At 64.7% G+C, this 24461-nt stretch carries 24 protein-coding genes; 8 read left to right on the top strand and 16 right to left on the bottom strand.

Features of this window, described 5'->3' with window-relative positions:
* Positions 1-20: 20 nt before the first annotated feature.
* Together ABG82_RS00590 and ABG82_RS00585 are read right to left on the bottom strand one after the other, a co-directional pair.
* A complete protein-coding gene (locus ABG82_RS00590; RefSeq protein WP_043077483.1) occupies positions 21-1208 on the bottom strand; it encodes a sensor histidine kinase in 1188 nt (395 codons plus the stop codon).
* Positions 1209-1213: 5 nt separating this feature from the next.
* Complete coding sequence (locus ABG82_RS00585) at positions 1214-1861, bottom strand: response regulator (protein ID WP_043077484.1); 648 nt, start codon at positions 1859-1861, stop codon at positions 1214-1216.
* Positions 1862-2035: 174 nt separating this feature from the next.
* Between ABG82_RS00585 and ABG82_RS00580 the strand changes: the two genes are divergently transcribed.
* Entirely contained in the window at positions 2036-2350 is a 315-nt protein-coding gene (locus tag ABG82_RS00580) for a hypothetical protein (RefSeq protein ID WP_043077485.1), read from the top strand.
* A gap of 178 nt (positions 2351-2528) precedes the next feature.
* Complete coding sequence (locus ABG82_RS00575; protein WP_043077486.1) at positions 2529-3755, top strand: MinD/ParA family ATP-binding protein; 1227 nt, start codon at positions 2529-2531, stop codon at positions 3753-3755.
* Here the strand turns inward: ABG82_RS00575 and ABG82_RS00570 are convergent.
* Positions 3752-4489 carry an SDR family oxidoreductase gene (locus ABG82_RS00570; protein ID WP_043077487.1) on the bottom strand — a complete coding sequence of 246 codons (738 nt, stop codon included), beginning with the start codon at positions 4487-4489 and terminating at the stop codon, positions 3752-3754. The two genes, ABG82_RS00575 and ABG82_RS00570, sit on opposite strands and share 4 nt — an antisense overlap.
* 36 nt (positions 4490-4525) lie before the next feature.
* Between ABG82_RS00570 and hrpA the strand changes: the two genes are divergently transcribed.
* The gene (hrpA, locus tag ABG82_RS00565; protein ID WP_043077488.1) at positions 4526-8428 is read left to right on the top strand and encodes an ATP-dependent RNA helicase HrpA; all 3903 of its coding nucleotides are present in this window, start codon (positions 4526-4528) and stop codon (positions 8426-8428) included.
* Here hrpA and ABG82_RS00560 read toward each other — a convergent pair.
* A complete protein-coding gene (locus tag ABG82_RS00560) occupies positions 8412-9623 on the bottom strand; it encodes an amidohydrolase family protein (RefSeq protein WP_043077516.1) in 1212 nt (403 codons plus the stop codon). The genes hrpA and ABG82_RS00560 overlap by 17 nt on opposite strands.
* Positions 9624-9759: 136 nt before the next feature.
* On the opposite strand from ABG82_RS00560, the gene cynR reads away from it, so the two are divergent.
* The 3 genes from cynR (at position 9760) to ABG82_RS00545 (ending at position 11801) form a co-directional block, all read left to right on the top strand.
* Positions 9760-10644, top strand: coding sequence for a transcriptional regulator CynR (gene cynR, locus ABG82_RS00555; protein WP_043077489.1), 885 nt, complete (start codon positions 9760-9762; stop codon positions 10642-10644).
* Between the two features lie 151 nt (positions 10645-10795).
* Complete coding sequence (gene cynS / locus ABG82_RS00550; protein ID WP_043077517.1) at positions 10796-11266, top strand: cyanase; 471 nt, start codon at positions 10796-10798, stop codon at positions 11264-11266.
* A gap of 37 nt (positions 11267-11303) precedes the next feature.
* A complete protein-coding gene (locus ABG82_RS00545) occupies positions 11304-11801 on the top strand; it encodes a nucleoside deaminase (RefSeq protein ID WP_043077490.1) in 498 nt (165 codons plus the stop codon).
* 73 nt (positions 11802-11874) lie between these two features.
* Here the strand turns inward: ABG82_RS00545 and ABG82_RS00540 are convergent, their stop codons facing one another.
* The 5 genes from ABG82_RS00540 to ABG82_RS00520 all read right to left on the bottom strand — a co-directional run bounded on the left by ABG82_RS00540 (position 11875) and on the right by ABG82_RS00520 (position 15370).
* Complete coding sequence (locus tag ABG82_RS00540; protein ID WP_043080603.1) at positions 11875-12165, bottom strand: WXG100 family type VII secretion target; 291 nt, start codon at positions 12163-12165, stop codon at positions 11875-11877.
* Between the two features lie 24 nt (positions 12166-12189).
* Positions 12190-12480 carry a hypothetical protein gene (locus ABG82_RS00535; RefSeq protein WP_062826675.1) on the bottom strand — a complete coding sequence of 97 codons (291 nt, stop codon included), beginning with the start codon at positions 12478-12480 and terminating at the stop codon, positions 12190-12192.
* A 52-nt stretch (positions 12481-12532) separates the two neighbouring features.
* On the bottom strand, positions 12533-14044 hold the full coding sequence (locus ABG82_RS00530; protein ID WP_043080590.1) for a PPE domain-containing protein: 1512 nt from the start codon (positions 14042-14044) through the stop codon (positions 12533-12535).
* Positions 14045-14049: 5 nt separating this feature from the next.
* Positions 14050-14358 carry a PE family protein gene (locus ABG82_RS00525; RefSeq protein ID WP_043080613.1) on the bottom strand — a complete coding sequence of 103 codons (309 nt, stop codon included), beginning with the start codon at positions 14356-14358 and terminating at the stop codon, positions 14050-14052.
* A gap of 433 nt (positions 14359-14791) precedes the next feature.
* Positions 14792-15370 carry a TetR/AcrR family transcriptional regulator gene (locus ABG82_RS00520; RefSeq protein ID WP_043078123.1) on the bottom strand — a complete coding sequence of 193 codons (579 nt, stop codon included), beginning with the start codon at positions 15368-15370 and terminating at the stop codon, positions 14792-14794.
* A 189-nt stretch (positions 15371-15559) separates the two neighbouring features.
* Between ABG82_RS00520 and ABG82_RS00515 the strand changes: the two genes are divergently transcribed.
* Positions 15560-17053: a flavin-containing monooxygenase gene (locus ABG82_RS00515; protein ID WP_043078124.1), complete on the top strand. Its 1494-nt coding sequence runs from the start codon at positions 15560-15562 to the stop codon at positions 17051-17053.
* Entirely contained in the window at positions 17050-18120 is a 1071-nt protein-coding gene (locus ABG82_RS00510; protein WP_043078125.1) for a DUF6670 family protein, read from the top strand. Before ABG82_RS00515 ends, ABG82_RS00510 begins: the two co-directional genes overlap by 4 nt.
* 31 nt (positions 18121-18151) lie before the next feature.
* Here ABG82_RS00510 and ABG82_RS00505 read toward each other — a convergent pair whose 3' ends face one another.
* The 7 genes from ABG82_RS00505 to ABG82_RS00475 form a co-directional block, all read right to left on the bottom strand.
* Positions 18152-18589, bottom strand: a complete 438-nt coding sequence (locus ABG82_RS00505; protein WP_043078228.1) for a DUF350 domain-containing protein — start codon at positions 18587-18589, stop codon at positions 18152-18154.
* Positions 18590-18622: 33 nt separating this feature from the next.
* Positions 18623-19789, bottom strand: coding sequence for a glutathionylspermidine synthase family protein (locus ABG82_RS00500; RefSeq protein WP_043078126.1), 1167 nt, complete (start codon positions 19787-19789; stop codon positions 18623-18625).
* On the bottom strand, positions 19789-20397 hold the full coding sequence (locus ABG82_RS00495; protein ID WP_043078127.1) for a hypothetical protein: 609 nt from the start codon (positions 20395-20397) through the stop codon (positions 19789-19791). The genes ABG82_RS00500 and ABG82_RS00495 overlap by 1 nt, the downstream gene beginning before the upstream one ends.
* 96 nt (positions 20398-20493) lie before the next feature.
* Complete coding sequence (locus ABG82_RS00490) at positions 20494-20685, bottom strand: hypothetical protein (RefSeq protein ID WP_043078128.1); 192 nt, start codon at positions 20683-20685, stop codon at positions 20494-20496.
* Positions 20686-20717: 32 nt separating this feature from the next.
* On the bottom strand, positions 20718-20936 hold the full coding sequence (locus ABG82_RS00485; RefSeq protein WP_052511020.1) for a DUF732 domain-containing protein: 219 nt from the start codon (positions 20934-20936) through the stop codon (positions 20718-20720).
* Positions 20937-20995: 59 nt separating this feature from the next.
* Entirely contained in the window at positions 20996-23932 is a 2937-nt protein-coding gene (locus ABG82_RS00480) for an MMPL/RND family transporter (protein WP_043078130.1), read from the bottom strand.
* Positions 23929-24363 carry an MmpS family transport accessory protein gene (locus ABG82_RS00475; protein WP_165589743.1) on the bottom strand — a complete coding sequence of 145 codons (435 nt, stop codon included), beginning with the start codon at positions 24361-24363 and terminating at the stop codon, positions 23929-23931. The genes ABG82_RS00480 and ABG82_RS00475 overlap by 4 nt, the downstream gene beginning before the upstream one ends.
* Positions 24364-24461 lie beyond the last annotated feature (98 nt).

The following is a 24461-nucleotide window of genomic DNA, read 5'->3' as shown; positions in this document are numbered from 1 at the left end:
GAGGGGACGAACGATCCCCCTCACGCTGCCATATCGGCGGGCACCGTGACGGATACCCGGGTACCCGAGCCAGGGGCCGAGGCAATGGCGACCTCCCCACCGGCCGCCTCGATGGGGACGGTCAGCGAGGCCAGGCCGATATGCCCGTCGGCGACCGAGATGACCAGATCGCGCGGATCGAAGCCGGCACCGTCGTCCACGACAACAAGGGTGAGTAGCTCCCCGTCCCGGGTGAGTTGCACCCTAATATTCTTGGCCCGGCCGTGTTTGACGGCATTGGTCAACAACTCCTTGGCCGCGCGGTACACCAGCGGTTGCGCAGGGGGACTACCCACCTCCTCGAGCTCCGCGACGACATCGCCTGCGCACCGCGCCGCGTACTGCCGCCCGAGTTCCCGGATAGCCGCCGTCAACCCCAATTCGGCCAGCACCTGCGGATGCAACGAGGACACCGCGCCACGTAGCTCGGCGGCCGTCTCGCGCAATGACGAATGCACCGCCTGCAGTACCGGATCCGGCTGTCGTTCAAGTACTTCCTCGATCTGCAGACGCGCCGCCAGGAGATTCTGCAGCGGTCCATCGTGCAGTCGCTCGGCCACCTCGCGGTTGTGGCGCTCATCGGCCCGCATCGATTCCAGAACCAGCTGCTCACGGGTGCGCAGCAGCTGGCCGACCCGCTCGGAGCGGCGTCGCAGGACAAAGCACATGCCGGTGGTGAAGACCGTCAGCCAGAGCAACGCCGCCCAGGTGAGGTACTCGTCGTCGGGGATTCTGTCCCAGTTGCCGTCGGCCATGTAGTACACGAGTATGCCGAAATAGGCTGCCGCCGTGACGATTCCCAAGACCGCCGTGATCATCGGGCGCTCCTGGAACGCCACCGAAACCGGGAGCAGGAAAAACACCGGAAGCAACTCGGTATTGCCGGCGCCGGAGGCCAGACACAGCATCACCACGGCGGCGATATCCACCGAGGTGGCCGCGGGCGCCACCCACTGCGGAACCTGGCCCCGTACCGCGATCGCCACCCACAGCACGGCCGACACCGTGTACACCGCCAGCACTCCGTAGTACACGCCGTTGTGCCACATCTGGATGTTCGGATCAGATCCCAGCAGCACGATCAGCCCGATGAGCGGTAACCGCAGCCAGGCCGACACCCGCATGGGTTCGGCCGCGAAGTAGTCGGCGACGCGTCCCGGCCGGCTCATCTCGGCTATTCCAGCAGTCCGCGACGCATGGCTTCGGCCACCGCCGCCGCACGATCGCCGACGCCCAGCTTCTCGTACAACCGCTGGACATGGGTCTTCACCGTGGAGGGGGCCAGGAACAGTTCTTTGGCAATGGCGGGCACCGTCTGGCCGGTCGCGATCATCCGGAGCACCTCACGTTCGCGGCTACTGAGTGATGGGCCCACCGGCTGCGCCCGCTTGCGAATCTCGCCGGCCAACCCCGCCGTCAGGCTGGCGGTCACCACATCGCGCCCCCGCGCACAGTCGAGCACCGCACTGACCAGCTCGGCGCGCGTCGACTCCTTCGACAGAAAGCCGGCGGCCCCCTCCGCCAACGCGTGGTACACGATCGCCGCGTCGTCGTGTGCCGAGAGCAGCAACACCCTGGTGGGCAGCTCGTCGCGGCGCACAGCCGCCGCCACCTGAGTGCCGTCCAACTCCGGCATCCGGTAGTCCACCAACGCGACGTCGGGCCGGTGCTCCCTGATCAGCTCCAGCGCTCCGGCACCGTTCTCGGCCTCCGCGACCACGGTGATCTGCCCGCTGCCCACGAGTGCCCGCACCACACCCTCACGAAAGAGCGGGTGATCATCCCCGACGACCACCCGCACAAGTTCGCCGCTCACCTGCATAAACGCAAGCTTGGCACGCCAAATCCACGCGTGTCCCCCAATTGGGGGACATCAAGATCCTCCCCCGTATCCACCGGTCACCCGACAGACTTTCCGGCTCCGCCGCCGCATCGTTGAAGTATCACCAAGCAACCCGGTGATCAGCCTCAAAATTCAACTGGCACAGGAGAAATCATGAAGAAGTACCTCATCGCCGGAACTGCCGCCGCCGCGCTCGCACTGGCACCGTTCGGGTTCGCCGTCGGTGCCGCGGCCGCCCAGTCCGACGGCTCCAACGCCCAGCAGACGATCAGCGAGTTGCAGTCGCAGGGGTACAGCGTGATCGTCAGCAAGACCGGATCCAAGGCTCTCACCCAGTGCACGGCCAGCAGCGTCCGTCCCGGACAGACCACCGTTCGCTCCGACTACGGTCTTCCGAGCAACAAGCGGCCGGGTGTCTTCACCACCACCACGACCACCCGGACCATGTACGTGGATGTCACCTGCTGATGAGCGGGCGATACCGAGTGCGTACCAACCTCATCCCATTTGGTGCCGATTCAGACACGGGTGGGTAACGGACCTCGCCAACCACGCACGGGGCATAAGAGACTGCGTATGCGACGGGACGCATACTGCCCGCGATGCAGGACGAAACTGGCGGAACGCTGGGGCCAGACGGCTTCTGGTGGAGAAGGAGATTGTCGTGAGTGCGCCCAACGATTCTGTGGCGGACGGCTCCGAGGACGAAATCCTCGACCGGACCGGTCCCATCATCCCCATCAAACTGGGCGCGCACGCCAAACGGCAACGCGCCGAAGCCGCCACACAACAGCAGCAGGCCCAACCCGAGCTGCTGCCGTTCCCTATGCCACCGCGCGGGCCGCTCTCGATTGTCGACGCGGTACCCCCGCATGATCCCCTTGTCGATCTACCACCGGCCATCGGCGACGCACTCGGGGCGCAGCTTCGATCCGAGATTCTGCCCACGCCACGGCGCCCCGCATCCGTCGGCTGGCGTAAATGGGTGTACCGCGGCAGTTTTGGCGTGATCAATCCGGGTGAGTCCCGGGAAGAGGCTGAGCTGCGAGAGCTCACCGCCGTGGTGCGCAGCCCGTGGCGCGGTATTCACTCTCTGGCGGTGCTGGGCGGCAACGGTGGCGTCGGCAAGACGATGATGACCGCCGCGCTCGGCTCCGTGCTTTCCGAACTGCGCCGCAAGGACATGGTGCTGGCCACCGACGCCGACCCCGGCCAGTCGGCCAACCTGGCTTCCTGGATCGACCCGTCGGCTTCATCCACCTTCGCCGACGTGCTGGCGCAGCACGAGCCGGAACGCAATTTCGATCTACGCTTCTTCGTCGGCCAGAACTCCGAGACCGGCCTGGATGTGCTTGCCGCCAACTCCCATTCGGTGCGCCCCCGCGGCGAACTGAATGCCGAGATCTACACCCAGGCTCACCACCGGCTGCAGCGGCTCTACAGTCTGCTCATCACCGACACCGGCGTGGACTTCTGGCATCCAGTGATGCCCGGCGTGCTGCGGTGCGCCAACGGTGTGGTGCTGGTGGCGGCCGCCACACCGGTCGGCGCCGAGGGCGCGGTGCGCGCCATCGAATGGCTGATTGCCGAGGGCTACGAGTACCTCATCCCGCGAATGGTGGTGGTGATCAACCATGTTCGCGGCTACGACAATCGCGAGGACCGCAGGAACTCCGAGCGGCTGGTCGCCGCGATGGTGGCCCGATTCCACCGGTGGATCTCACCCAACCACATCGTGGCCGTGCCGTATGACCCGCATATCGCGACGGCAGGCCCGCTGGATATTCAGCAATTGCAGCCGGAGACCTGGCACGGCTTGTTGACGGCGGCGGCTTCGGTCTCCGCGGGCCTAGCCAGCGCCTGGAGCGTCTAGCGCAACGCGTAGCCCCCGTCGGTATACAGCGTTGATCCGGTGGTGCCGGTGTTGAGCAGTAGGTAGACCGCGGCCTGCGCCACTTCAGCTTCCGTGACCGGGCGGCCCAGCGTGGCGGCCGCGGAGATGTGCTCGAAGGCCTGTCGGCGCACCTCGGGTGCCCGCTGGCTCCATAGGTGCCCGTCTACCGTGCCGGGGGAGAGCGCGTTGACGCGGATGGGCGCCAGCTCCAGGGCCAGCCCGCGCGCCAAACCTTCGATGGCCGCGTTCGCCGCGACGTAGGCCGGCGCGTTTCCAGCGGGCCGGACGCTGGCGGCCCCCGATACCAGGACCACCGAGGCGTCGGTGGCCAGCTTCGGTAGCGCCGACTTCACCACCCGGTACTGACCCCAGAATTTCGACTCGAAAGGTGTGGCGGCCTCTTCGACGGAAAGCTCAGCGATCGAACCGGTCACGTAGGTCGCCGCCGTGGTGAGCAACCCGTGCACCCCGTCGATCTGGTCGAAGAACTCATCGACACTGGGTTGATGTGAGGTGTCCACCCGATACCAACGTGCCCTGTGCCCCAATTCATCTGCGGCCGCGGCCAGCGTTGCCGCGGTCCGTCCGCCCAGCACCACGTCCCCACCCGCCGCAGTCACCAGTCGGGCCACACGCAAGCCGATACCGGTACCCCCTCCGATCAGCACCACGGTGCGGCCGGTAAATGCGTCACCCGCCAAGAACCCTGTCACGTCGGCGAAGCTACCCGACCGCCTATCCTTGCTGGAGTGTCCGAATTGTCCCGTGCCGAGCTGCGCGCGCGCCTCGACGGTTTGACCATTCGCGACGCTGCCCGCCTGGGACGGCGCCTGAAGAATCAGCGTGACACAAACCCCGACGCGCTGGCGAAGCTGGCCGAGCAGCTCACGGTGGCCGAGGCCCTGGTGGCCACCCGCACCGCGGCCGTGCCAGCGATCACCTATCCGGATCTGCCGGTCAGCGAGCACCGCGAAGAACTCGCCCGGGCCATCTCCGCACACCAGGTCGTCGTCGTGGCGGGCGCGACGGGCTCGGGGAAGACCACGCAGCTGCCCAAGATCTGCCTGGACTTGGGTCGCGGAATCCGCGGCACCATCGGCCACACCCAGCCCCGCAGGCTCGCCGCACGCACCGTCGCCGAGCGCATCGCCGAAGAGCTGGGCACGCCACTCGGTGAGACCGTGGGATACACAGTCAGATTCACCGACCAGGCCAGTGATCGCACCCTGGTCAAGCTCATGACCGATGGCATCCTGCTGGCCGAGATCCAACGTGACCGCCGGCTACTGCGCTACGACACACTCATCCTCGACGAGGCACACGAGCGCAGCCTCAATATCGACTTTCTCCTCGGCTATCTCCGTGAACTCCTGCCGCGGCGGCCCGACCTGAAGGTCATTGTTACCTCGGCTACCATTGAACCCCAACGCTTTTCGGCACATTTCGGCGACGCGCCCATCGTGGAGGTATCGGGCCGCACTTACCCGGTGGAGATTCGCTACCGGCCCCTGGAAGTCCCGGTTCCCGGCGGTGCCGGTACCAACACCGCGGAGGAGCCCGACGACCCCGATCACGAGATCGTCCGCACCGAGCTGCGCGACCAGACCGAGGCAATCGCCGACGCGGTGCGCGAGCTGGAGAGCGAACCGCCCGGAGATGTACTGGTGTTCCTGTCCGGCGAACGCGAGATCCGCGATACCGCCGAGACTTTGCGCGGCGCGTTCCGCAATACCGAGGTGCTCCCGCTGTACGCCCGGCTACCAACCGCCGAGCAACACAAGGTCTTTGCACCCCACACCGGCAGGCGGGTGGTGCTGGCCACCAACGTCGCCGAGACCTCGCTGACGGTCCCGGGCATCCGGTACGTCATCGACCCCGGCACCGCACGTATCTCCCGCTACAGCCGCCGCACCAAGGTGCAGCGCCTACCCATCGAGCCCATCTCACAAGCATCGGCCGCGCAGCGATCTGGCCGCTCGGGGCGGACCGCGCCCGGTATCTGTATCCGGTTGTACTCCGAGCAGGACTTCGAGGCTCGGCCCCGCTACACCGATCCGGAGATTCTGCGCACCAACCTGGCCGCCGTGATCCTGCAAATGGCGGCACTGCAGCTCGGCGATATCGAGAACTTCCCGTTCTTGGATCCGCCCGACAAGCGCAGCATCCGCGATGGTGTGCAGCTGCTGCAGGAACTCGGCGCCTTCAGCACCGACGGCACCATTACCGACCTCGGGCGCCGACTGGCGCGGTTGCCCCTTGACCCCCGAATAGGCCGGATGATCCTGCAGGCCGACGCCGAGGGCTGTGTCGGGGAGATTCTGGTGCTCGCGGCGGCCCTGTCGATTCCCGATCCGCGGGAGCGCCCGGCAGACCGGGAGGAAGCAGCCCGGCAAAAACATGCCCGATTCGCCGACGACCACTCCGATTTCACCGCCTATCTGAACCTCTGGCGATATCTCCAGGATCAGCGAAGTCAGCTGTCGGGCAGCGCGTTTCGGCGCATGTGCCGCGACGAGTTCCTACACTACCTGCGCATCCGCGAATGGCAGGATCTGGTGGGTCAATTGCGCAGCATCGCACGCGATCTCGGCATCCGGGAGTCGGGAGACAGCGCGGACCCGGGCGCGGTCCATGCCGCACTCGTCGCCGGTCTGCTCTCACACATTGGACTGCGCGAGGGCGATACCCGTGACTACTCCGGGGCGCGCAATACCAAATTCGTGCTCGCGCCCGGTTCGGTACTGACCAAGAAGCCGCCGCGCTGGGTGGTGGTGGCCGACCTGGTGGAGACCAGCCGGCTATTCGGCCGGATCGCCGCCCGAGTCGAGCCGCAGTCAGTGGAGCGGATCGCCGGCGATCTGGTGCAACGCACCTACAGCGAGCCGCACTGGGACGCCGAGCGCGGAGCCGTGATGGCCTTCGAACGGGTCACCCTCTACGGTCTACCGCTGGTGCCGCGTCGCCGGGTCGGCTACGCACAAGTCGACCCCGAGCTGGCCCGCGAACTGTTCATCCGGCATGCCCTCGTAGAGGGCGACTGGCAGAGCAAGCATCACTTTCTGCGTGACAACGCACGGCTGCTGCAGGAGCTCTCCGAGCTTGAGGACAAAGCGCGCCGGCGCGATCTGCTGGTGGGTGACGACGAGATCTACGCCCTCTACGCGGCGCGGATACCGGAAGAGGCGGTGTCGGCACGACATTTCGATGCGTGGTGGCGCAAACAGCGGCATCAGACGCCGGAGCTGCTGACGTTCACCCGCGACGACCTGCTGCGTACCTCGGATGCGGGTGCCGACATGCCCGATACCTGGCGCGCGGGGGATGTCGCACTACCTGTGACCTATCGCTTCGAACCCGGCGCGGCCGACGACGGGGTATCGGTACACATCCCGGTGGAAGTACTGGCACGCCTCGGTGGTGACGAGTTCGCCTGGCATGTACCGGCTTTGCGTGAGGAGTTGGTCACCGCGCTCATTCGGTCCCTTCCAAAGGACCTGCGCCGCAACTTCGTTCCCGCCCCCGACACCGCCCGCGCAGTACTCGCGAACCTTGAGCCCGAGGCCGAGCCGCTGGTCTACGCGCTAGGGCGGGAACTACACCGGCTCAGTGGCATTCGCGTACCCACCGATGCTTTCGACCTGGACAAAATTCCCCCGCATCTGCGCATGACCTTTGTCGTCGAATCCGCCGACGGCACCGAAGTGGCGCGCGACAAGAATTTGGACGTGCTGCAGCAGCGGCTTGCCGGTTCCACCCGTCAGGCCGTGGCCGCCGCGGTGGCAGGGGAGTGGGAGCGCAGCGGTTTACGCGCGTGGCCCGAGGATCTCCCCGAATTGCCGCGCACCGTCGAAGAACTCAGCGGCGGCCACACCGTACGCGGATACCCCGCGCTGGTGGACGCGGTCACCTCGGTGGACATCCACGTATTCGCCACCGAGGCCGAGCAACGGGCAGCCATGACGGCCGGCACCCGGCGCCTGCTGCGCTTGTCGATTCCCTCTCCCATGAAAACGGTGGAACGGGGCCTCGACCCGCGCGCGCGTCTGCTGCTCTCGTCGAATCCTGATGGCTCGCTGCCCGCGCTGCTGGATGACTGCGCCGATGCTGCCGTCGATCTGCTGGCACCCACGCCCGTGTGGTCCCGCACGGAGTTCACGGCGCTACGTGATCGGACCGCTCAGAGTCTGGCGGCCACCACCCTCGACATCATGCGCCGCGCCGAAAAGGTGGTGACGGCCTGGAGCGAGGTTCAGGTGGCGCTGCCCTCGAAGGCACCTGCGGCGCAACACGACGCGCTTTCCGATATGCGCGATCAGCTCGACCGGCTGCTGGAGGCCGGCTTCGTCGCGGCGACCGGGGCGACGCGGCTGGCCGACCTCGCACGCTACGTCGGCGGCATCGGTAAACGGCTGGAACGCCTGCCACAGGGAGTGGAGGCGGACCGCGAACGGATGCACCGTGTCCATGCCGTCGAGGACGCCTATGACGATCTCCTGCGCGATCTGCCCGCCGGGCGGTCCGACGACCCCGCCATCCGGGATATCGCGTGGTTCATCGAAGAATTACGGGTGAGCCTGTGGGCTCAGCAACTCGGGACCGCACGCGCGGTCAGCGAGCAGCGCATCCTCAAGGCGATCAACGCCGCTCGCTGATCGAACCGGCATACCAGCACGACCCGCCGACCACGCGACCACCGTGCAGTACCCACCGCCGTTCGGGGTGCGCGGCGACCGCTTCAGGCATGCTGCGCGCGGCAACCACCACCAGGTCCGCTCTGCCCCCTGAATGAACTCCGTAGTCGGCTATCCCCAGCGCGGCCGCCGCCGAGTCGGTGATCAATGACCCGATCTGGTTGAGTTCCTCGTCCGTCATCAGTCCGCCCTCAAGCCCGATGATGGTGGCCCGCTCCAGCATGTCGCCGGTGCCGTATGGCCACCACGCGTCCTGAATGTTGTCCGAACCCGCGAACACCCGCACACCGTGTTGGCGCAAACGCAGCACCGGCGGCATGGTGCCCGCGGGGCCGTTGGTCATGATGGCCACCCCCGCAGCAGCGAGCGCGGACGCGGTCCTGTCCAACTCGTCGGCATCCACCTGGCCCAGCGCGTAGGCGTGACTCACGGTCACCGCGCCACCCAGGCCCAGCGTGCGGGTCCGGTCGGCGATGGCACGCAGTTGCTCCGTACCTTCCGTGCCGGGGTCATGCAGGTGAATATCCACACCGGCGCCATGCCGATCCGCGAGCCCGAAAACGACATCCAGCTGGCCGTCGACATCCCCGTCAAATCCGGCCGGGTCCAGCCCGCCGATCAGGTCGGCACCTTCTGCGAGCGCGGCGTCGAGCAGGTCCGCGACCCCGGGGGCGGTCACCACTCCGCTCTGCGGAAAGGCCACCAGTTGGATTGAGATCCGGTCCCGCAGCGCCGCACGAACTTCCAACAGCGCATACAAGCCGGCCAGGCCGTTCTCCGGGTCGATGTCCACGTGCGACCGGATGTGACCGGTACCGAGCTCCACCATCCGGTTCGCCAATGCCGTGGCCCGCTCGGTGACCGGCACCCCGATCTGTGCGCGCAGCGACTTCTCGTTGGCGATCCGTTCACGCAGCGTCCCTGCCGTGCGATGCGGCTGCCACGGCGCACCCAGAAAGGTCTTATCGAGATGGCAGTGCCCATCGACAAATGCGGGTAGCACCAATGCTCCCTGACAATCGATCACACTGGCGGACAGCGGACCGACGTGCGGACGATGATCGTCGATCGCGGTGATACGCCCGTCGCGCAGGGCCAGGTCAACCCGACGGCCGTCGGCTAACAGGGCGTCGACCAAGCGGTCGGGGTAACTCATCGTCGTCATCTCGATTCGGGTGCTTGTCTTCCGGGCGGTCCGGTCACTCCACGATGCCCAGTGACGTCCATAGTGTCCAAGACATGCTTTCGATGATCGCGATTGATCTCACCTATGACGCTCTATAGTGACGGCGATGGAGCTGCGCCACATCCGGTACCTGCTGGCGGTGGCAGATCACGCGAACTTCACCCGTGCGGCCGAGTCACTACATATCTCCCAGCCAACGCTCTCCCAGCAGATCAAACAGCTAGAGCGCGCGCTCGGCGTCATCCTGCTCGACCGCTCGGGCCGCTCCATTCGGCTGACCGACGCCGGCGAGGCCTACGCACATCACGCGCGTCTGGCTCTGCGCGATCTGGATGCCGGCGAGCGGGCGGTCCACGATGTCCAGGACCTGTCCCGCGGACATCTGCGCATCGCCATGACCCCCACCTTCACCACGTATTTCATTGGCCCACTGGTACATCGCTTTCGCGCCGCGCATCCGGGCATCACCCTCTCGGTGCGGGAGACAACCCAGGAACGCATCGAATCCGATCTACTCGCCGATCGTCTCGACCTCGGCATCGCCTTCTCGGGCGCACACCCCTCGGGTATCGAGCACCAGGCGCTGTTCACGGAAACCCTGCGGCTGGTGGTCGGCTCGAATCATCGACTGGCGGCGCGGCGCGGATCGCTGCCCGTGCGCCAGCTCTCGCGTGAAGCGCTGGGCCTGCTCAGCACGGACTTCGCGACGCGACAGGACATCGACGCCTATTTCACCGGGCTCGAAGTGGCGCCCTACATCGCCGTCGAAGCCAACTCGATCAGCGCACTCCTGGAATTCGTCAGACGTGGCGCCCTGGCCACCGTGCTACCCGACGCGATCGCGCACGAACACCCCGATCTGCACCTGGTGTCGCTGTCACCTCCGCTGCCCACCCGGACGGTGGAGTTACTTCGCCGCGATACCGCCTATCACTCGGCTGCGGCGCGCGCGTTCGCGGACGTTGTCCGCGAAGCCGCCCACGGCTACTGAGCCCATAACTATTCGTTGCACCAATCGAAGCTATTGCAAGCAGGTATTGGACGCTATAGCAGCAGGTGATTCATTCTGGAGTTGCGGGCGGCAGCCGTATCCACCCGGACGACTGCCCGCCGACATCCCGCCTTCGAGAGGAATGAGCACCATGGTGCACGCGCAATTGGATCCCACCGGTCGCGAGGAATTGGCCATCGCCGCCGTCGAGGCCAAAGTCGCCAAGGACCTCAGCTGGCAGCAGATCGCTGATGCTGCCGGCTATTCACCCGCCTTCGTCACCGCGGCCGTTCTCGGCCAGCATCCCCTGCCGAAGCAGGCCGCCGATGCCGTAGCCGGTCTTCTCGGTCTCGGCGACGACGCATCGTCGCTGCTGCAGACGATCCCGACCCGCGGCTCGATTCCCGGTGGTGTGCCGACAGATCCAACGATCTACCGGTTCTACGAGATGATCCAGGTGTACGGCACCACCTTGAAGGCGCTCATCCACGAGCAGTTCGGCGACGGCATCATCAGCGCCATCAACTTCAAACTGGACGTACAGAAAGTACCCGACCCGGACGGAGGCCACCGCGCGGTGATCACCCTGGACGGCAAATACCTACCGACTGTGCCGTTCTGATCACACCCAATCATTCTGTCCCACATAAGGAATTCTCATGGATTTCGCACAACGCACCATTGATCTGGCGCGCCGCAACGTCGAAGAGGGCGGCCGGCCCTTCGCCACCGTCATCGTGAAGGACGGCGCAATTCTCGCCGAAAGCCCGAACAAGGTCGCCCAGACCAGCGATCCCACCGCCCACGCGGAGATCCTGGCCATCCGCGACGCGTGCACCACGCTGGGCACCGAACATCTGGCCGGCAGCACCATTTACATCCTGGCCCTGCCGTGCCCCATGTGTCTCGGCGCGCTCTACTACTGCTCGCCCGATGAAGTCGTCTTCCTGACTACCCGCGATGCCTACCAGCCGCACTACGTTGATGATCGAAAGTACTTCGAGCTCAACACCTTCTACGACGAGTTCGCCAAACCCTGGGATCAGCGGCGGCTGCCCATGCGCCACGAATCCCGCGATGACGCGGTCGACGTCTACCGGTTATGGCAGGTGCGCAACGGCGGCAATCGTCGCGTCGCCGGAGCCCCGACCGCCTGAACGTAGCCCGCACACAAGGGCCGGAGACCTTTTGGAGTCTCCGGCCCTTGTGTGCGTAATCGTCAGTCGGTGGCTATGCGCCCCACTTGGCTCCTTCGGCCATGTCGCGGGCGTTCATGGACAGGGTGTTGGTTTCGTGGGTGGAGCCCATGGCGCGGTAGGAGCGGATGAGTTCTTCCATGGCGGTGTTCCATTGGGCCTGCCAGGCGGCCTGGCTCATGGAGGTATCACCGTGCCAGACGGCCTGCAGGGAAGCCTGCTGGGCGGCCAGGTCCGCGCCCAGGGCGGTCAGCACACCGGCATAGGTGTTCATCTCACCGGCGTGGGCCAGCATCGCGGGGTAGTTGAAGGTGATCTGCGACATGCGTGTATCTCCCTAAGTTGGTTTCTAGACGCCGTAGCGGCTGGCGGCGGCGACATCCTCGGCCACGTAGGTGGCCGCGGCATCTCCGAGGTTGATCTGTGCGATATCGAGCAGCGCGTTGACCTTGGCGGCAACTTCCACGAACCGGGCATGGGCGGCCTGGAAGGCCACCGAGGACTCACCGACGTGGAACGCCTGGGCCGACAACGCCGCCGACTCCGCCTGCGAAATCGTCGAACGCATCAACGCGGTCTTGGCACCGAACGTGCCCTCCGAAGCCACCAGGGCCGGAATGTGTGCATCGAGCAAACTCATAGCATCTCCTCAATCATGTTGTGTTGTAGATAATTCAGATGGTTAGTGGCGATCAAGTTCCGGTGGGCCCGTCCGGGTGCTGTTCGGAATCGGCACTCCAGGTGGTGGGCAGCATGGGGATGGTGCGAGTGCCGTCCATCTCCGAGGCGGCCTCACGTTCGATCAAACCCGCCGCGCTTGTCGTCGAGGTGGTCCTGGGTACGGTGCCGGTGAAGCCGAGCTGCCCAGCCCCGCGGCCCGAAGCCCCGACGCCCGCGCCTTGCCGCGTCGACGGCACCGAAAAGTCCGGTTCTACCGTCGAATTCATGTCCATGAACTGCGGAGCCGGATCCTTGATCCGGGCCGCGCGCTTGCGGCGCGCGCGGGAGCGGGCCGACGCGGCGGCAGCAGCGGCGGCGGAGATGCCGGCCGCCGGGGCCTTCGCTCCGCTGCCCTCATTCAGCGTGGGGCCGAAGCGCGCGGCCGGCGGATCCTCTTGCACCGCATACACCATGTAGGCCGGGGTCGCGGCCGCGGCAGCGGGGGACGCAGGTGCCGAGCCACTGGAAGTCACCGTGCTGGAGGGCGAGCCGCCCGGCATCGACGGCGTCGACGGCACGTGTGCCAGTTGCAGATCCTGCGGACTCCTGCGCTCGATACGCCCGGGCTCCCGGTTCGGCTCGTCCACGTGAGCCGGCTCCTCGATCCCCGCGGGCGGCACCAATGCCGAAAGCGCCAGTCCCAGCACAATCGGCAGCCAGGCCGGCGCGGTAAGCACCACGCCCCAGAAGGTGAACCCAAAGGGGATGAAGAAGGCCTCATACGCAATGAAGAACAAGAGCGGGAACCACGCGAAGAACGCGGCTACCGGGTTCCTCATGAAGTCTTCGATCATGTCCTGAAGCGTGCCAAGCGGATTGGTCATGAACCGCATCAGCTGATCCATGATGTTGTTGCTGCTATCGAGCGCGCTGCCGGATTCGGCGGCTTGCGGCTGCGCGGCCATTGACATCATGTCGGCCGACATGCGGGACATTTCGCCACCTGGCGCCATGATGATCGGTGACGGCTGCGTAGGTGTTGTCGCCGCCAGGGCCGTACTCGAAACACCTTGATACACGCCCATGGTGGTGGCGGCCTGGATCCACATCCGGATGTAGTCGGCCTCGTTCAACGCGATCGGAATCGTGTTTATACCAAAGAAATTGGTGGCCAGCAGCACACCGTGGATCATGTGGTTGGCGGCCAGCTCGGCCAGCGTCGGCATGGCGGCCAGCGCCGTGGTGTATCCCGCCGCCGCAGTCTCCTGCAGCACCGCGTTGGTGGCGCTCATCGCGCTCTGCTGGGTCAACCAGGCCAGATAGGGGGCGTGACTGGCCGCGTATTGCATGGCGCTGGGGCCCTGCCACGAACCCGCGACGGTGCTGCCCAGTAGCTCGGTGAGTTCTGTTGCGGCAGTGGCATATTGCGTGGACAACGCCTGCCATTGCGTGGCAGAGGCAAGCAGGGCGCCCGGCCCGGGTCCGGCGCTCAGGAGCGCCGAGTGGACCTCGGGGGGAGAAGCCATCCAAATCGGAGCCGACACCGGTGTTAACCCCGCGCGATCATGTACGCCGTGGCGGCCTGCATATCCCCGGTGGTGTAGCTGGCGGCGGACTCCGAAACACCCAGCCCGGCCCGGCCCAACTCCTCGACGGCCTGGGCGGCCACCCCGCTGTGCTCGACACCGCGAGCACTGAAGCCCGCCGCGGTCTCCAATGACACCGGATCGGCGGCCGGAGGCACCACCGCACCGATCACCGGTGCGGCAGCGGCATGGGCCGCGGCCAGACGCGCGGTCAACGCCTCCACCGCCGCGCTGGTGGCGGTCAAACCTTCCGGAACAACATTGAGATTCATCGTGGGTACTCCCTTCCATGAGCAGCACGTAGACCGACGAGCGAATACCCAGCCCCATGCCCACCCGCCGCGCCACGGCCCACAGCCGCACAGACCGACGGGAGTCCAGAGATAGCTGCGATGGATATTGGTGACCATCGCGCCTTGTGAACAGGCAACCGCATGCAGGCAAGTTAGCATCACCTAACAGCGCTGTCGATAGTTCGCCTGAAATCTATTCCCAGCCTTTGAACTGTTTTAAATCAAAATATGCAGATTGCTGCACCCGGTCACCGCCAGCCTCGGCGGTCGCCACGAAGAGCCTGACCTGCACTTTGTTGGACAGGCCCACAGAGAACTCTGTTTAGTGTGCGGCTGTTACTAGCGCCGATCACCCACCGCCGGCTGTGGCGCAGGTCACCAGCAACGCCGAAGCGGCTGGGCCCAGCAAGCCTCAGGCGCCGCGGTCCGACAGCGCGGTGAGCACTCTTCGAGCACGGCCGGCCATCTCATCGGCAGAGCGCTGCGGATGGTGTCGCCACCATTCCACCAACGCCGAGACCATGCTTTCCCAGACCAGCGTCGCCGCCGAAAGATCATCGTCGTCACTAAGCCCCACGGCCCCAAGCGTTCTGGTCACCGCGGCGGCGGCCTGTGCACGCAAGATGGTCCGCTGCCCGCGCGCCGCTTCTCGGGCCCGCCCGTCGGGCACCGTTCGGTCGTACAGCACCGGCCAGTCGCTGGGGCGGTCCTCAAGAGCAGTGAAAATCGCTGTCAGCACCGCCTCGGCCACCTCCACACGCGCCGACGACGCAGCGATCGCTCCACCGATGGCGGCAGCCATTCGCTCTCCAGCCCGCTGCACGCATGCGACGTAGAGATCTTCCTTGGACCCGAAATAGGCGAGTACCAACGCCTTGGACACCTCGGCGCGCGCCGCGATCCCGTTCATGCTCGAGCCGGCGAAGGTCGATTCCCCGAACTCTGCTGCCGCGGCAGCCAAGATCCACTGCTCCCGTTCCTGACGAGGCATTCCCTTACTGCCGGTACGGACGGGTTGCACCGTATGACGGTAGCGGAGCTCCCTCCCGGCACTCGCGCAAACCGCCCTGGGCTCGCAATCTTCCCTCGACAAAGGATTGACCGCGCGGTCACTTCAACATATATTACCGAATGGTCAATTCGTGGCGGCCCAGTCGCCGCAGCGCAGAGAGGCGGTCACATGAGTTCCGTAGCGATCATCGGCGCGGGCTTCTCCGGCCTGGCGGCGGCCATCCAACTCGTCGCGGCGGGGCACGACGTCACCCTCTACGAGCGGGCAGAAGATGTCGGCGGTGTCTGGCGTGAGAACACCTACCCGGGTGCCGCCTGCGATGTACCGTCCGCCTACTACTGCTTCTCCTTCGACCCGAACCCCCGATGGTCACGCCGCTACGCCCCGCAGCCGGAAATCCTGGACTATCTGCGCGCGGCCGCCGATAAGTACGCGGTGCGCCAACGAATCCGTTTCGGTACCGCGATCGTGTCGGCGGCCTTCAGCGCCACCACGAACCAATGGTGTCTCGAAAGCTCTCAGGGTGAGCACTTCTGGGTGGATGTCGTGGTGCCCGCGGTGGGACAGTTGTCTCAGCCCGCGTTTCCGGCGATCCCCGGCCGCGATTCCTTCACCGGGCCGTGCTTTCACTCCGCGCAATGGGACGGCAGCGTATCGCTGGTCGGGAAACGCGTCGCCGTCATCGGTACCGGCGCCAGCTCGATTCAGCTGGTGCCCGAGATCGCGCCGATTGTCGATTCCCTCACTGTCTTTCAGCGTTCAGCGCCGCACATCGTGCCGCGCCCCGATTCGCGGCTGACCCGACTACATCACCTCCTGGCGTCCCGGCTGCCGGCCACCTTGCGTGCCCAACGTTTCACCTGGCTGGCCCTTACCGAGGGATTCACCGGAGTGCTGCAGTATTCGCCGCTGCTGTCCCGCGCTATGACCGGGCTCTCCCGGGGATTCATGCGCTACCAAACCCGGGGTGACGCCGAACTTTTCGACAAGGTCTGGCCCGATTACCCGCTGGGATGCAAGCGCGTGCTCTTCTCCAACGCATACCTACCGGCCCTGCGCCGTGAAAACACCACACTCGTCACCGATCCGATAGCGAGCATCACGTCCAGCGGAGTGCTGTCCGACACCGGCGAACACTACGACGCCGATGTGATCATCTACGGCACAGGTTTCGCCGCGGGCGGCCTTCTCGACCATGTGACCATCACCGGCATCGACGGCGTGCCGCTACGAAAACACTGGAGCCACGGCGCACGGGCCTACCTCGGCATCACGGTGCCCGGTTTTCCCAACATGTTCCTGATGTACGGACCGAATACCAACCTGGGATCCGGGTCTATCGTCGCGATGCTCGAATGCCAGGCCGCATACATCCGCCGGGCCGTCGATGCTCTCAATCCCGGAATCGCTATCGACGTGACGCCCGACGTCGAGGACGTCTATGACGGCGGACTGCAGGCGCGGCTCGCCGCCGGAGTCTGGTCACGCTGCGATAGTTGGTACATCAACACCGATGGGCGGATCACCACCAACTGGCCGGGTCTGGTTCGCGAATACCGGCGCCGCACCCAAGAATTCGCGATCTCTGACTACCGTGTCCTACTACCCGAGCCCACCGGACCGGCTCGACACGCCGCGATGACCGACGGAGGCAGCCGATGACCGGCCAAAACATCTCCCGCGCCCTGTCACGTCTCGTCGTGGACGGACTCTTACCACGGATCGATCGTCGTCTCGAGGCCTCACGAAGGCCCTTCACCAACCCGGGCATCCTGCGGCCGCATGCGGACGACGGCCCTTGGGCAGCAACTCACTATGGCGTCTTCATTCCCGACCTTGATTCGCCACACCGGTATCTGAACACCATGACCCTGATCGGGGCTACCGGCGCCGAGTTGTTCGACAACGATTACCTGACCGCGGCGGACGCCCGGCACACCGCCACGGTTCTTTCCTCAACGGCGGCCGGCGATCACCACCACTACCGCGCCTACGACTCGGCCCGCGACTGCCACTTCGCGAAGGACGGCAGCGTCTTGCGTTGGGGAGATGACCTGCAGATCCAGGTCGAGTATCCGCACGTCACCGTTCGCGGCCGGTACCACCACTTTTCAGCCGATATCGAGCTGACCGTCACCGATCAGGTGTCCTACTTCGTCAAAACTCCGGTCTACGACCACCTGAGCCTGCTCGCCGAATACACGGGTGTGATCGCCGACGCCACGGGTTCCATGCCGATCAGCGGACTGGGCACCTTCGAGTACGCACGGTTCCTCAGCCATCAATCGCTCACCCGGCGGCCACTGCCGAACCCACTGAAGCTGCCGATCGACTTCTTCACCTACCAGATCATCGATCTCGGTAACGGAGCCCAAGTACTGCTGACCGACGTTCGCGCGCGTGGCGCCGTGGCCTGCCGACTGGCGCATGTGCGGATCCTGGGCAAGTCCACCGAGGTGTACACCGACGTCCGAATGGATGTCAGCGAGTACCGCGACAACCCATTGGTCGACGAAGAGGGCCGCTCCATGCGCATCCCGCATCGCCTCACCTGGACCGTCCGCGACAGCCATGGGCACCTGGTGCTGGCGATCGACGGCCTTGTGGACTCACCTCTGCGCTACGGCCACGGCCGTGGCTACGTGGGTGCCTACAGCTATACCGGTGAATACCAGGGGGATCCGGTAGGTGGTTCGGCCTACGTCGAATGGGTAGACACCCGGCTCTAGGTCTGCCACCCGGGCCCAGACGGCGGCCCGTCTACAGAATCGCGGCAGCGATGACCAACCCGACCGCGACATAGGCTGCGGCCACGACGAGGGTTGTCGGCGCGAATCGCCTCTGCGCCAACAGGTCACCCACGTCGATACCCAGCACCCATTCGATCAGCCTCATGCAGATCGTCTGGGCCGCGATACCGATGAGACCGAAAACCAGGGTGCGCAACAGCCCCTCGGCGATGTTCCCCGAAGCGGTGTAGATGGCGAGCACAATCACGAACGCCTGCGACAACAGTCCTGCCGCGGAGATCACCGCGGCATTGGGCAGACCCACCCGGACCATCTGACGCAGCGGACCCGGAGTGGTCCAGTCCAGCACGAAGAACCCAATGGTCATCAGCACGAAACCCACTGCCGCGTACAGCCAAATGGCCGCCGCACCGTGGGCGACTATCGACCAGTATCCCGCTGCGTTCATCGCAGTCATCCCGTCTCTCTGTGCTCGATGTCGCTATTGAAGTGGTATCCGGTGGGGAACGAACGCGGCGCCGTCGTCGGTGATCAGCCCGGCCGTCTCGCGGATCCCCAGGCCCGCCGACTCGTCGCCGACAATCCAGGCACCGAGGACCGGCCGCATGCCGTCGAACTGCGGCAGCGGGTCGAGCAGCTGGTAGACGTAGCCCTCTTCGCCGTAGACACCGCCGGTAGCCGTCTCGTATCCCGCGCCCACCACGGTGATGTTGGCGCCCTCCCGGCCGAGCTTGGGTTTGCGCACGTACTCGGTCAGCTCATGCGGGCTATCGAGGTAGGCCGGCAACAAGTTCGGGTGCCCTGGGTACATCTCCCAGAGAATCGCGAGAATCGCTTTGTTGCTCAGCAGTGTCTTCCACAGCGGCTCGATCCATAGGGTCTGGGGCAGCAGATCTAAGGCATGGCGGCCAAAATCGTCGTCGATCATCCACTCCCATGGGTACAGCTTGAAGATCGATTCGATGGGCGCCTCTTCCAGATCCACGAGCCGGTTGAGGTCGCTGTCCCAGCCGATTTCCTCGATGGGCAAGCCCACCGTGTTGAGCCCGGCCTCCGCCGCGCACTCCTGCAAGTAAGCCAGCGTCACATGGTCCTCGCCGGATTGATCTGCCGACGACCAGGTGAAGTGTGTCTCCGCACCGGGTAGCTGTCCGCCGATATGTTTCCACCGAGCCACCAGTTGTTCGTGCAGCGAGTTCCATTGATCGTCGTCGGGAAACACATCCGTCTTCCAGTGCCATTGCAAGATCGCGGCTTCCAGCAACGAGGTGGGGGTATCGGCGTTGTACTCCAGCAGAACGGGCGGCCGCTGTCCGTCGTATCGGAGGTCGAACCGACCGTACAGATGGGGATCGCTTCTGCGCCAAGATTTTTCGATATGCTCCCAGCTCCATTCGGGCAGCCCGAAATCGCGGTAGCGGCCCAGCAGGACTACCTGCTCCACGGCTTCCAGGCACATGGAGTGGAGCACCTCGACGGTGGCCTCAAGCGAAAGTACCTCGTCCATGTCGAACACGTAATGGACCGACTCGTCCCAATAGGGGCGATCACTGCCGTCGGCCCGGCGCGCAGGCGTGCCGTAACACATTCCTTGGGAGGCGACCGTCTGCTCCCAGCCGGGGCGCGGACGCGCATACTCGCGACGCATCAGCTGCCCGAACTTCCCGAGCTACTGGACCCAAAGCCGCCGCGTGATACCGATGGCGATCGTGAAACGCTGTCCGAGCCATCGGATTTGGAGATTCGAGTACCCGAGCCGGTCCTGGCGGTGGTGCCTCTCGGTAGCTCCAAACTCCCGCCGGTGGCGGTCGTGCCGATGCCACGGTTGTGCCCGCCGTAGTAGTACTGGTAGGCAGACCCCGCGTAGATGAACATGCCGCCCGACGACGCGGTGCCCCGCTCGCAGTACTCCTCGGGGGCCACGACGTTGGAGCCCTGCCGGACACAGGTGGCCTCGACATCGTCGTCACGGTCGATCACGGCATAGCCCACGGCCACCACCGCCGCGATACCTGCGACGACCGCAGAACCCATCAGAACGTTTTTGCGGGTCCGGCGCCGTTCCTCCGCCTTCTGCTCCTGCACCTCGGCCAGCCTCTGCGCGGCCTCCCGGGCACGCCGTGCCTTATCCCTGGCGCGCGCCTCGGCGACGGTGGGTGGTCTCACCTTGGTGACACCCGGCTCTTGCCACCGCACGGCACCGCGTACCGGCTCGGGTGGGTCGGCGTCGTGACCGCCCGTGGTCTGGTCGGGCATTACTTCCCCCTTTGCCCGAATCATCGGATACATGCCCGGCTTGACCGTACCCCAGCAACCCGGCTCGGATGTCGCGGACCTCGAAGGTGGGAAGACCTATTGGACCCGGACAGACAAGTCGTTGGCCGGGTGTTGCAGGCAGACATCGGCTGCGTGCGCGGCCACACCCTGTTCAGCGGTACAGGTGGTGATGACCATCCTGCGCGGAATCGGACAGTTCTCCGCCATACCGGCAGAGGCCTTGACGACCACCACGGCTAAGGCTGCGCCGACCCCCAGCGCTACCACGATCCCGAGTACATGCCACCGGCTCCATTGGATCAAGATGTCAGGCCTCGGTTGTCGCGCACCCTTGCCAGCGTCACATGCTTTTCCGGGCAATAGAATTCGACCGAGGCCGCCACGAACTGCCACGACTGTTCAATGCTGTGGGTCCGTGGCAGGTTTTGCCCGACGAATCGCGCTGACTGATACGCGTTGTGGTCGCGTTGTCCGTACACGCCGTGGCCGTGCAGCCGTTCATTGAAATCGGCGTGCACAGGGGAGCGAAAGCTACCGCATCCACCGCGCATAGCATCGCCGGCGCGGTACGTGCACCTCATGGGTTCACCTGCTGGGGGTCGCGCCGCACGGTCTCGGGCCACGGCTGCGGCTTGGGCCGCTCGCGCGGCAACTGCGGCCACCAGAACCACTTTCCCAGCAGTGAGACGATCGCCGGTGTCATGAAGGCGCGGATGATCAAGGTATCCAACAACAAACCGATTCCGATGGTGGTACCAACCTGTCCGATGACCTTGAGTTCGCTGACTGCCATCACCATCATGGTGAACGCGAATACCAAACCTGCTGCGGTAACGACAGATCCGCTACCGCCCATGGCCCGGATCATGCCGGTATTGAGGCCCGCGTGTATCTCCTCCTTGAGGCGGGCGACCAGCAGCAGGTTGTAGTCGGCGCCGACCGCCAGCAGGATGATCACAGCCATGGCCGGCACCATCCACTGCAGCGGCAACCCAATAATGTGCTGCCAGAGCAGGATCGATATTCCGAACGCCGTCCCCAGTGACACCACTACCGTCCCCACGATGATCAGTGCGGCCACCACGCCGCGGGTAAGAATCACCATGATGAGGAAGATCAGGCACAGCGAGCCGATCGCGGCAATCATGAGGTCGTAGTTAGAGCCCTCCTGCAGATCTTTGTACATCGCGGCCCCGCCACCGAGGTAGATCTTCGAGCCCTCCCATGGTGTGGTCTTCATGGCTTCCTTGACCGCCTGCCGAACGGCATCGATGCGCTCGATGCCCTCTGGGGTCAGCGGATCATTTTCGTGGTTGATGGTGAACCGCACGGCGTGTCCATCCGGCGACAGGAAGAGCTTCATGCCGCGCGCGAACTCCGGATTATCGAACGCCTCCGGAGGCAGGTAAAACGAATCGTCGTTCTTGGATCGGTCGAACGCATCGCCCATCGCATTGACGTTCTTGCGCATTTCCTGAGCCTGCGCCTGCAATCCCTTCTGGGTCGAGTAACCGGTGAGGATAAGAGATCTCGCGGTTTTCATCGTTTCGAGCAGGGGCGGCACCAAATCGATCATCTTGGGCAGCGTCTGTTCTAGACGGTCGATGTTCGGCACAATGCCCTTGAGGTTGTCGACCATCGTATCGATACCGTCGAGCGCATCGAAAACCGAACGGAACGCGGCACACACGGGAATGTCGAAGCAGTGCGGTTCCCAGTAGAAGTAGTTGCGAATCGGCCGGAAGAAGTCTTGGAAGTTGGCGATGTGCGTCTGTAATTCTTCGACATTGGCCACCATCTCGTGCATCTTGTGGGTCGTATCGGTGAGGATTCCTTGCATTTCGCGCATAAGGACAACCATCCGCGTCATGGTATCGATGGTCTGATCCATCTCCGCGGCTTGCTTGAGCATGTCGGCGGTCCGGTCGTCGTTGTACTGTTGGGACATCTCCGCGATGATGCCCTGCATACCCATCGCGTAGGGAATAGTGGAGTGCTGCATGGCAATTCCCTGCGGTCTGGTGATCGTCATGACCCGGGAGATACCCGGCACCTGGGTAACCCTTTTCGCGATGCGCTCGATGACCAGAAAGTCCGCCGGGTTACGCAGGTCGTGGTCGGACTCGACCATCAACATTTCGGGGTTCATGCGGGCGGGCGAGAAGTGCCGGTCGGCGGCCTGAAAACCGCTGCTGGCGGCGAGATTGGCGGGCAAGTACCGCCGGTCGTTGTAACTGGTGGTGTAGGTGGGCAACACCAGCAGCCCGATCAACGCTATCGCGGTCGCCGAGACGAGCATCGGACCGGGCCAACGGACCACGGCCGCACCGATCTTGCGCCATCCGCGCTCGCGGTTCTTAACCTTGGGTTCGAGCACATTGCCGAACCGTGTCGCGAAGGCCACGATCGCCGCACCCGCGGTCAGCGAGGTGATGACCACCACCGTCATGCCGATGGCCAACGGAATTCCCAATGACTTGAAGTAGGGCAGTCGGGTGAAGTGCAGGCACAGTGTGGCGCCCGCGATGGTCAGGCCCGAGCCCAGCACCACATGCGCCGTACCATGAAACATCGTGTAGTAGGCCTGTTCCCGGTCCTCTCCGGCATTTCGCGCCTCGTGATAGCGACCTATCAGAAAGATCGCGTAGTCGGTGGCCGCCGCGATCGCCAAGACCATCAACAACGTGGTGGCGAATGTCGTCAATCCAATCAGGTTGTGATAGGCCAAGAATGCGACGACACCGCTGGCCGCCATGACACCGACAGCGACAATCACCAGGGCTACCACCATGGTGACGACCGAACGGTACACCAGCAGCAGCATGATGCAGATGACGACGATGGTCACCGCTTCGATCGTCTTCATGCTGCGGTTGCCGGCGAGTTCTTGGTCGGCCGCCAACGCAGCGGAACCGGTGACAAAGACCTTGATGCCCGGCGGGGCGGGTTCATGCTCGACAATCTCTCGCACGGTCTTGATCGACTCGTTGGCTAAGGTCTCACCCTGATTGCCGGCAGTGTTCACCTGCACGTAGGCCGCGTGGCCATCCGAGCTTTGAGCCCCTGCCGCGGTCAGTCGATCACCCCAGAAATCCTGGACGTGCTCTACATAGGTCTTTTCCGCCCTGAGCTTGGCGACAATCCCGTCGTAGAAACTGTGTGCTTCCTTACCGAGCGGCCGGTCGCTTTCCAGTACCACCATGACCGAGCTGGTCGATGTGTATTCCTGGAATGTCTCACCGATACGTTTCATGGCAATGGTGGAGGCGGCCTCGTTGGGCATCATGGACACCGCCCGCATCTCGCCGACCTTCTCCAGCGAGGGCACTACCGTGCTCAAGACCGCGACCAGTGCAAATCCCGCGAGGATGATCGGAATTGCCAGGCGCCGAACCCACTTGGCGAATCCACCCGGCTTGGATTCAGTGGCGTGTTTGGCGCCGCCAACGCGGATGGCGTCGGTGGGGGCATCATCTGACGCATTTCCGTCGGTCTTTTTGCCGAAGATGCTCATGCCGATTTCACCGTGCAGAAGGTCATCGCGTTTGTGCCAACGAAGGTCCTGCGGTCCTTGACTGTTTGATTGACGCTGATGCTGCACTCGATCTCCGAACCATGCCCCTGGGCAAGAAGATTGGGTGCGACGGAGCTAACAGTGGTGCTCAATGTCATGGACCAGGGCAGCGGAACCCGCTCAAGCCGCTGTGGCCTGGCATCGAGGTCCAGGTAGTTGATGTCAGCGGTCGCACCCGGCTCACCATGGACCTCGTAGGTGACGACCTTTGGATTGAAGGGTTTGGTGTCGTCGATCCGGGGGCTGATGAGGTGGGCCCTTTCTCCTCCGAACTGGGTGCGAATTCCCATCACAGCGAGCCCACCCACGCCGATAACGAGCGCGATGATCAGCAGCAACCAGACGCGTCTGAGCAGTTTCAACAGGATCATCGGTCAAAAGCCTTCCGTTCATTGAACTTTCGAGCGATCACCACGAGGCTCACGTCCGAGCCAAACGGTTCACGACCTCTGTGAACTCCGTCATCGCC

Source organism: Mycobacteroides immunogenum, assembly GCF_001605725.1.
Taxonomy (GTDB): Bacteria; Actinomycetota; Actinomycetes; order Mycobacteriales; family Mycobacteriaceae; genus Mycobacterium; species Mycobacterium immunogenum.
The sequence above is the reverse complement of the archived record's forward strand: the minus strand, read 5'-3'. Positions and strand labels throughout refer to the sequence as shown.

Excerpts from the sequence above, each read along its gene's own strand:
- ABG82_RS00520 (WP_043078123.1), bottom strand. The coding sequence starts at position 15,370 with ATGCCTCGTCAGGAACGGGAGCAGTGGATCTTGGCTGCCGCGGCAGCA.
- ABG82_RS00560 (WP_043077516.1), bottom strand. The coding sequence starts at position 9,623 with ATGAGTTACCCCGACCGCTTGGTCGACGCCCTGTTAGCCGACGGCCGT.
- cynS (WP_043077517.1), top strand. The coding sequence starts at position 10,796 with ATGGTGCACGCGCAATTGGATCCCACCGGTCGCGAGGAATTGGCCATC.
- ABG82_RS00525 (WP_043080613.1), bottom strand. The coding sequence starts at position 14,358 with ATGAATCTCAATGTTGTTCCGGAAGGTTTGACCGCCACCAGCGCGGCG.
- ABG82_RS00480 (WP_043078130.1), bottom strand. The coding sequence starts at position 23,932 with ATGAGCATCTTCGGCAAAAAGACCGACGGAAATGCGTCAGATGATGCC.
- cynR (WP_043077489.1), top strand. The coding sequence starts at position 9,760 with ATGGAGCTGCGCCACATCCGGTACCTGCTGGCGGTGGCAGATCACGCG.
- ABG82_RS00515 (WP_043078124.1), top strand. The coding sequence starts at position 15,560 with ATGAGTTCCGTAGCGATCATCGGCGCGGGCTTCTCCGGCCTGGCGGCG.
- ABG82_RS00505 (WP_043078228.1), bottom strand. The coding sequence starts at position 18,589 with ATGAACGCAGCGGGATACTGGTCGATAGTCGCCCACGGTGCGGCGGCC.
- ABG82_RS00585 (WP_043077484.1), bottom strand. The coding sequence starts at position 1,861 with ATGCAGGTGAGCGGCGAACTTGTGCGGGTGGTCGTCGGGGATGATCAC.
- ABG82_RS00540 (WP_043080603.1), bottom strand. The coding sequence starts at position 12,165 with ATGTCGCAGATCACCTTCAACTACCCCGCGATGCTGGCCCACGCCGGT.
- ABG82_RS00510 (WP_043078125.1), top strand. The coding sequence starts at position 17,050 with ATGACCGGCCAAAACATCTCCCGCGCCCTGTCACGTCTCGTCGTGGAC.
- ABG82_RS00545 (WP_043077490.1), top strand. The coding sequence starts at position 11,304 with ATGGATTTCGCACAACGCACCATTGATCTGGCGCGCCGCAACGTCGAA.
- ABG82_RS00580 (WP_043077485.1), top strand. The coding sequence starts at position 2,036 with ATGAAGAAGTACCTCATCGCCGGAACTGCCGCCGCCGCGCTCGCACTG.
- ABG82_RS00500 (WP_043078126.1), bottom strand. The coding sequence starts at position 19,789 with ATGCGTCGCGAGTATGCGCGTCCGCGCCCCGGCTGGGAGCAGACGGTC.
- ABG82_RS00590 (WP_043077483.1), bottom strand. The coding sequence starts at position 1,208 with ATGAGCCGGCCGGGACGCGTCGCCGACTACTTCGCGGCCGAACCCATG.
- ABG82_RS00535 (WP_062826675.1), bottom strand. The coding sequence starts at position 12,480 with ATGAGTTTGCTCGATGCACACATTCCGGCCCTGGTGGCTTCGGAGGGC.
- ABG82_RS00495 (WP_043078127.1), bottom strand. The coding sequence starts at position 20,397 with ATGCCCGACCAGACCACGGGCGGTCACGACGCCGACCCACCCGAGCCG.
- ABG82_RS00475 (WP_165589743.1), bottom strand. The coding sequence starts at position 24,363 with ATGATCCTGTTGAAACTGCTCAGACGCGTCTGGTTGCTGCTGATCATC.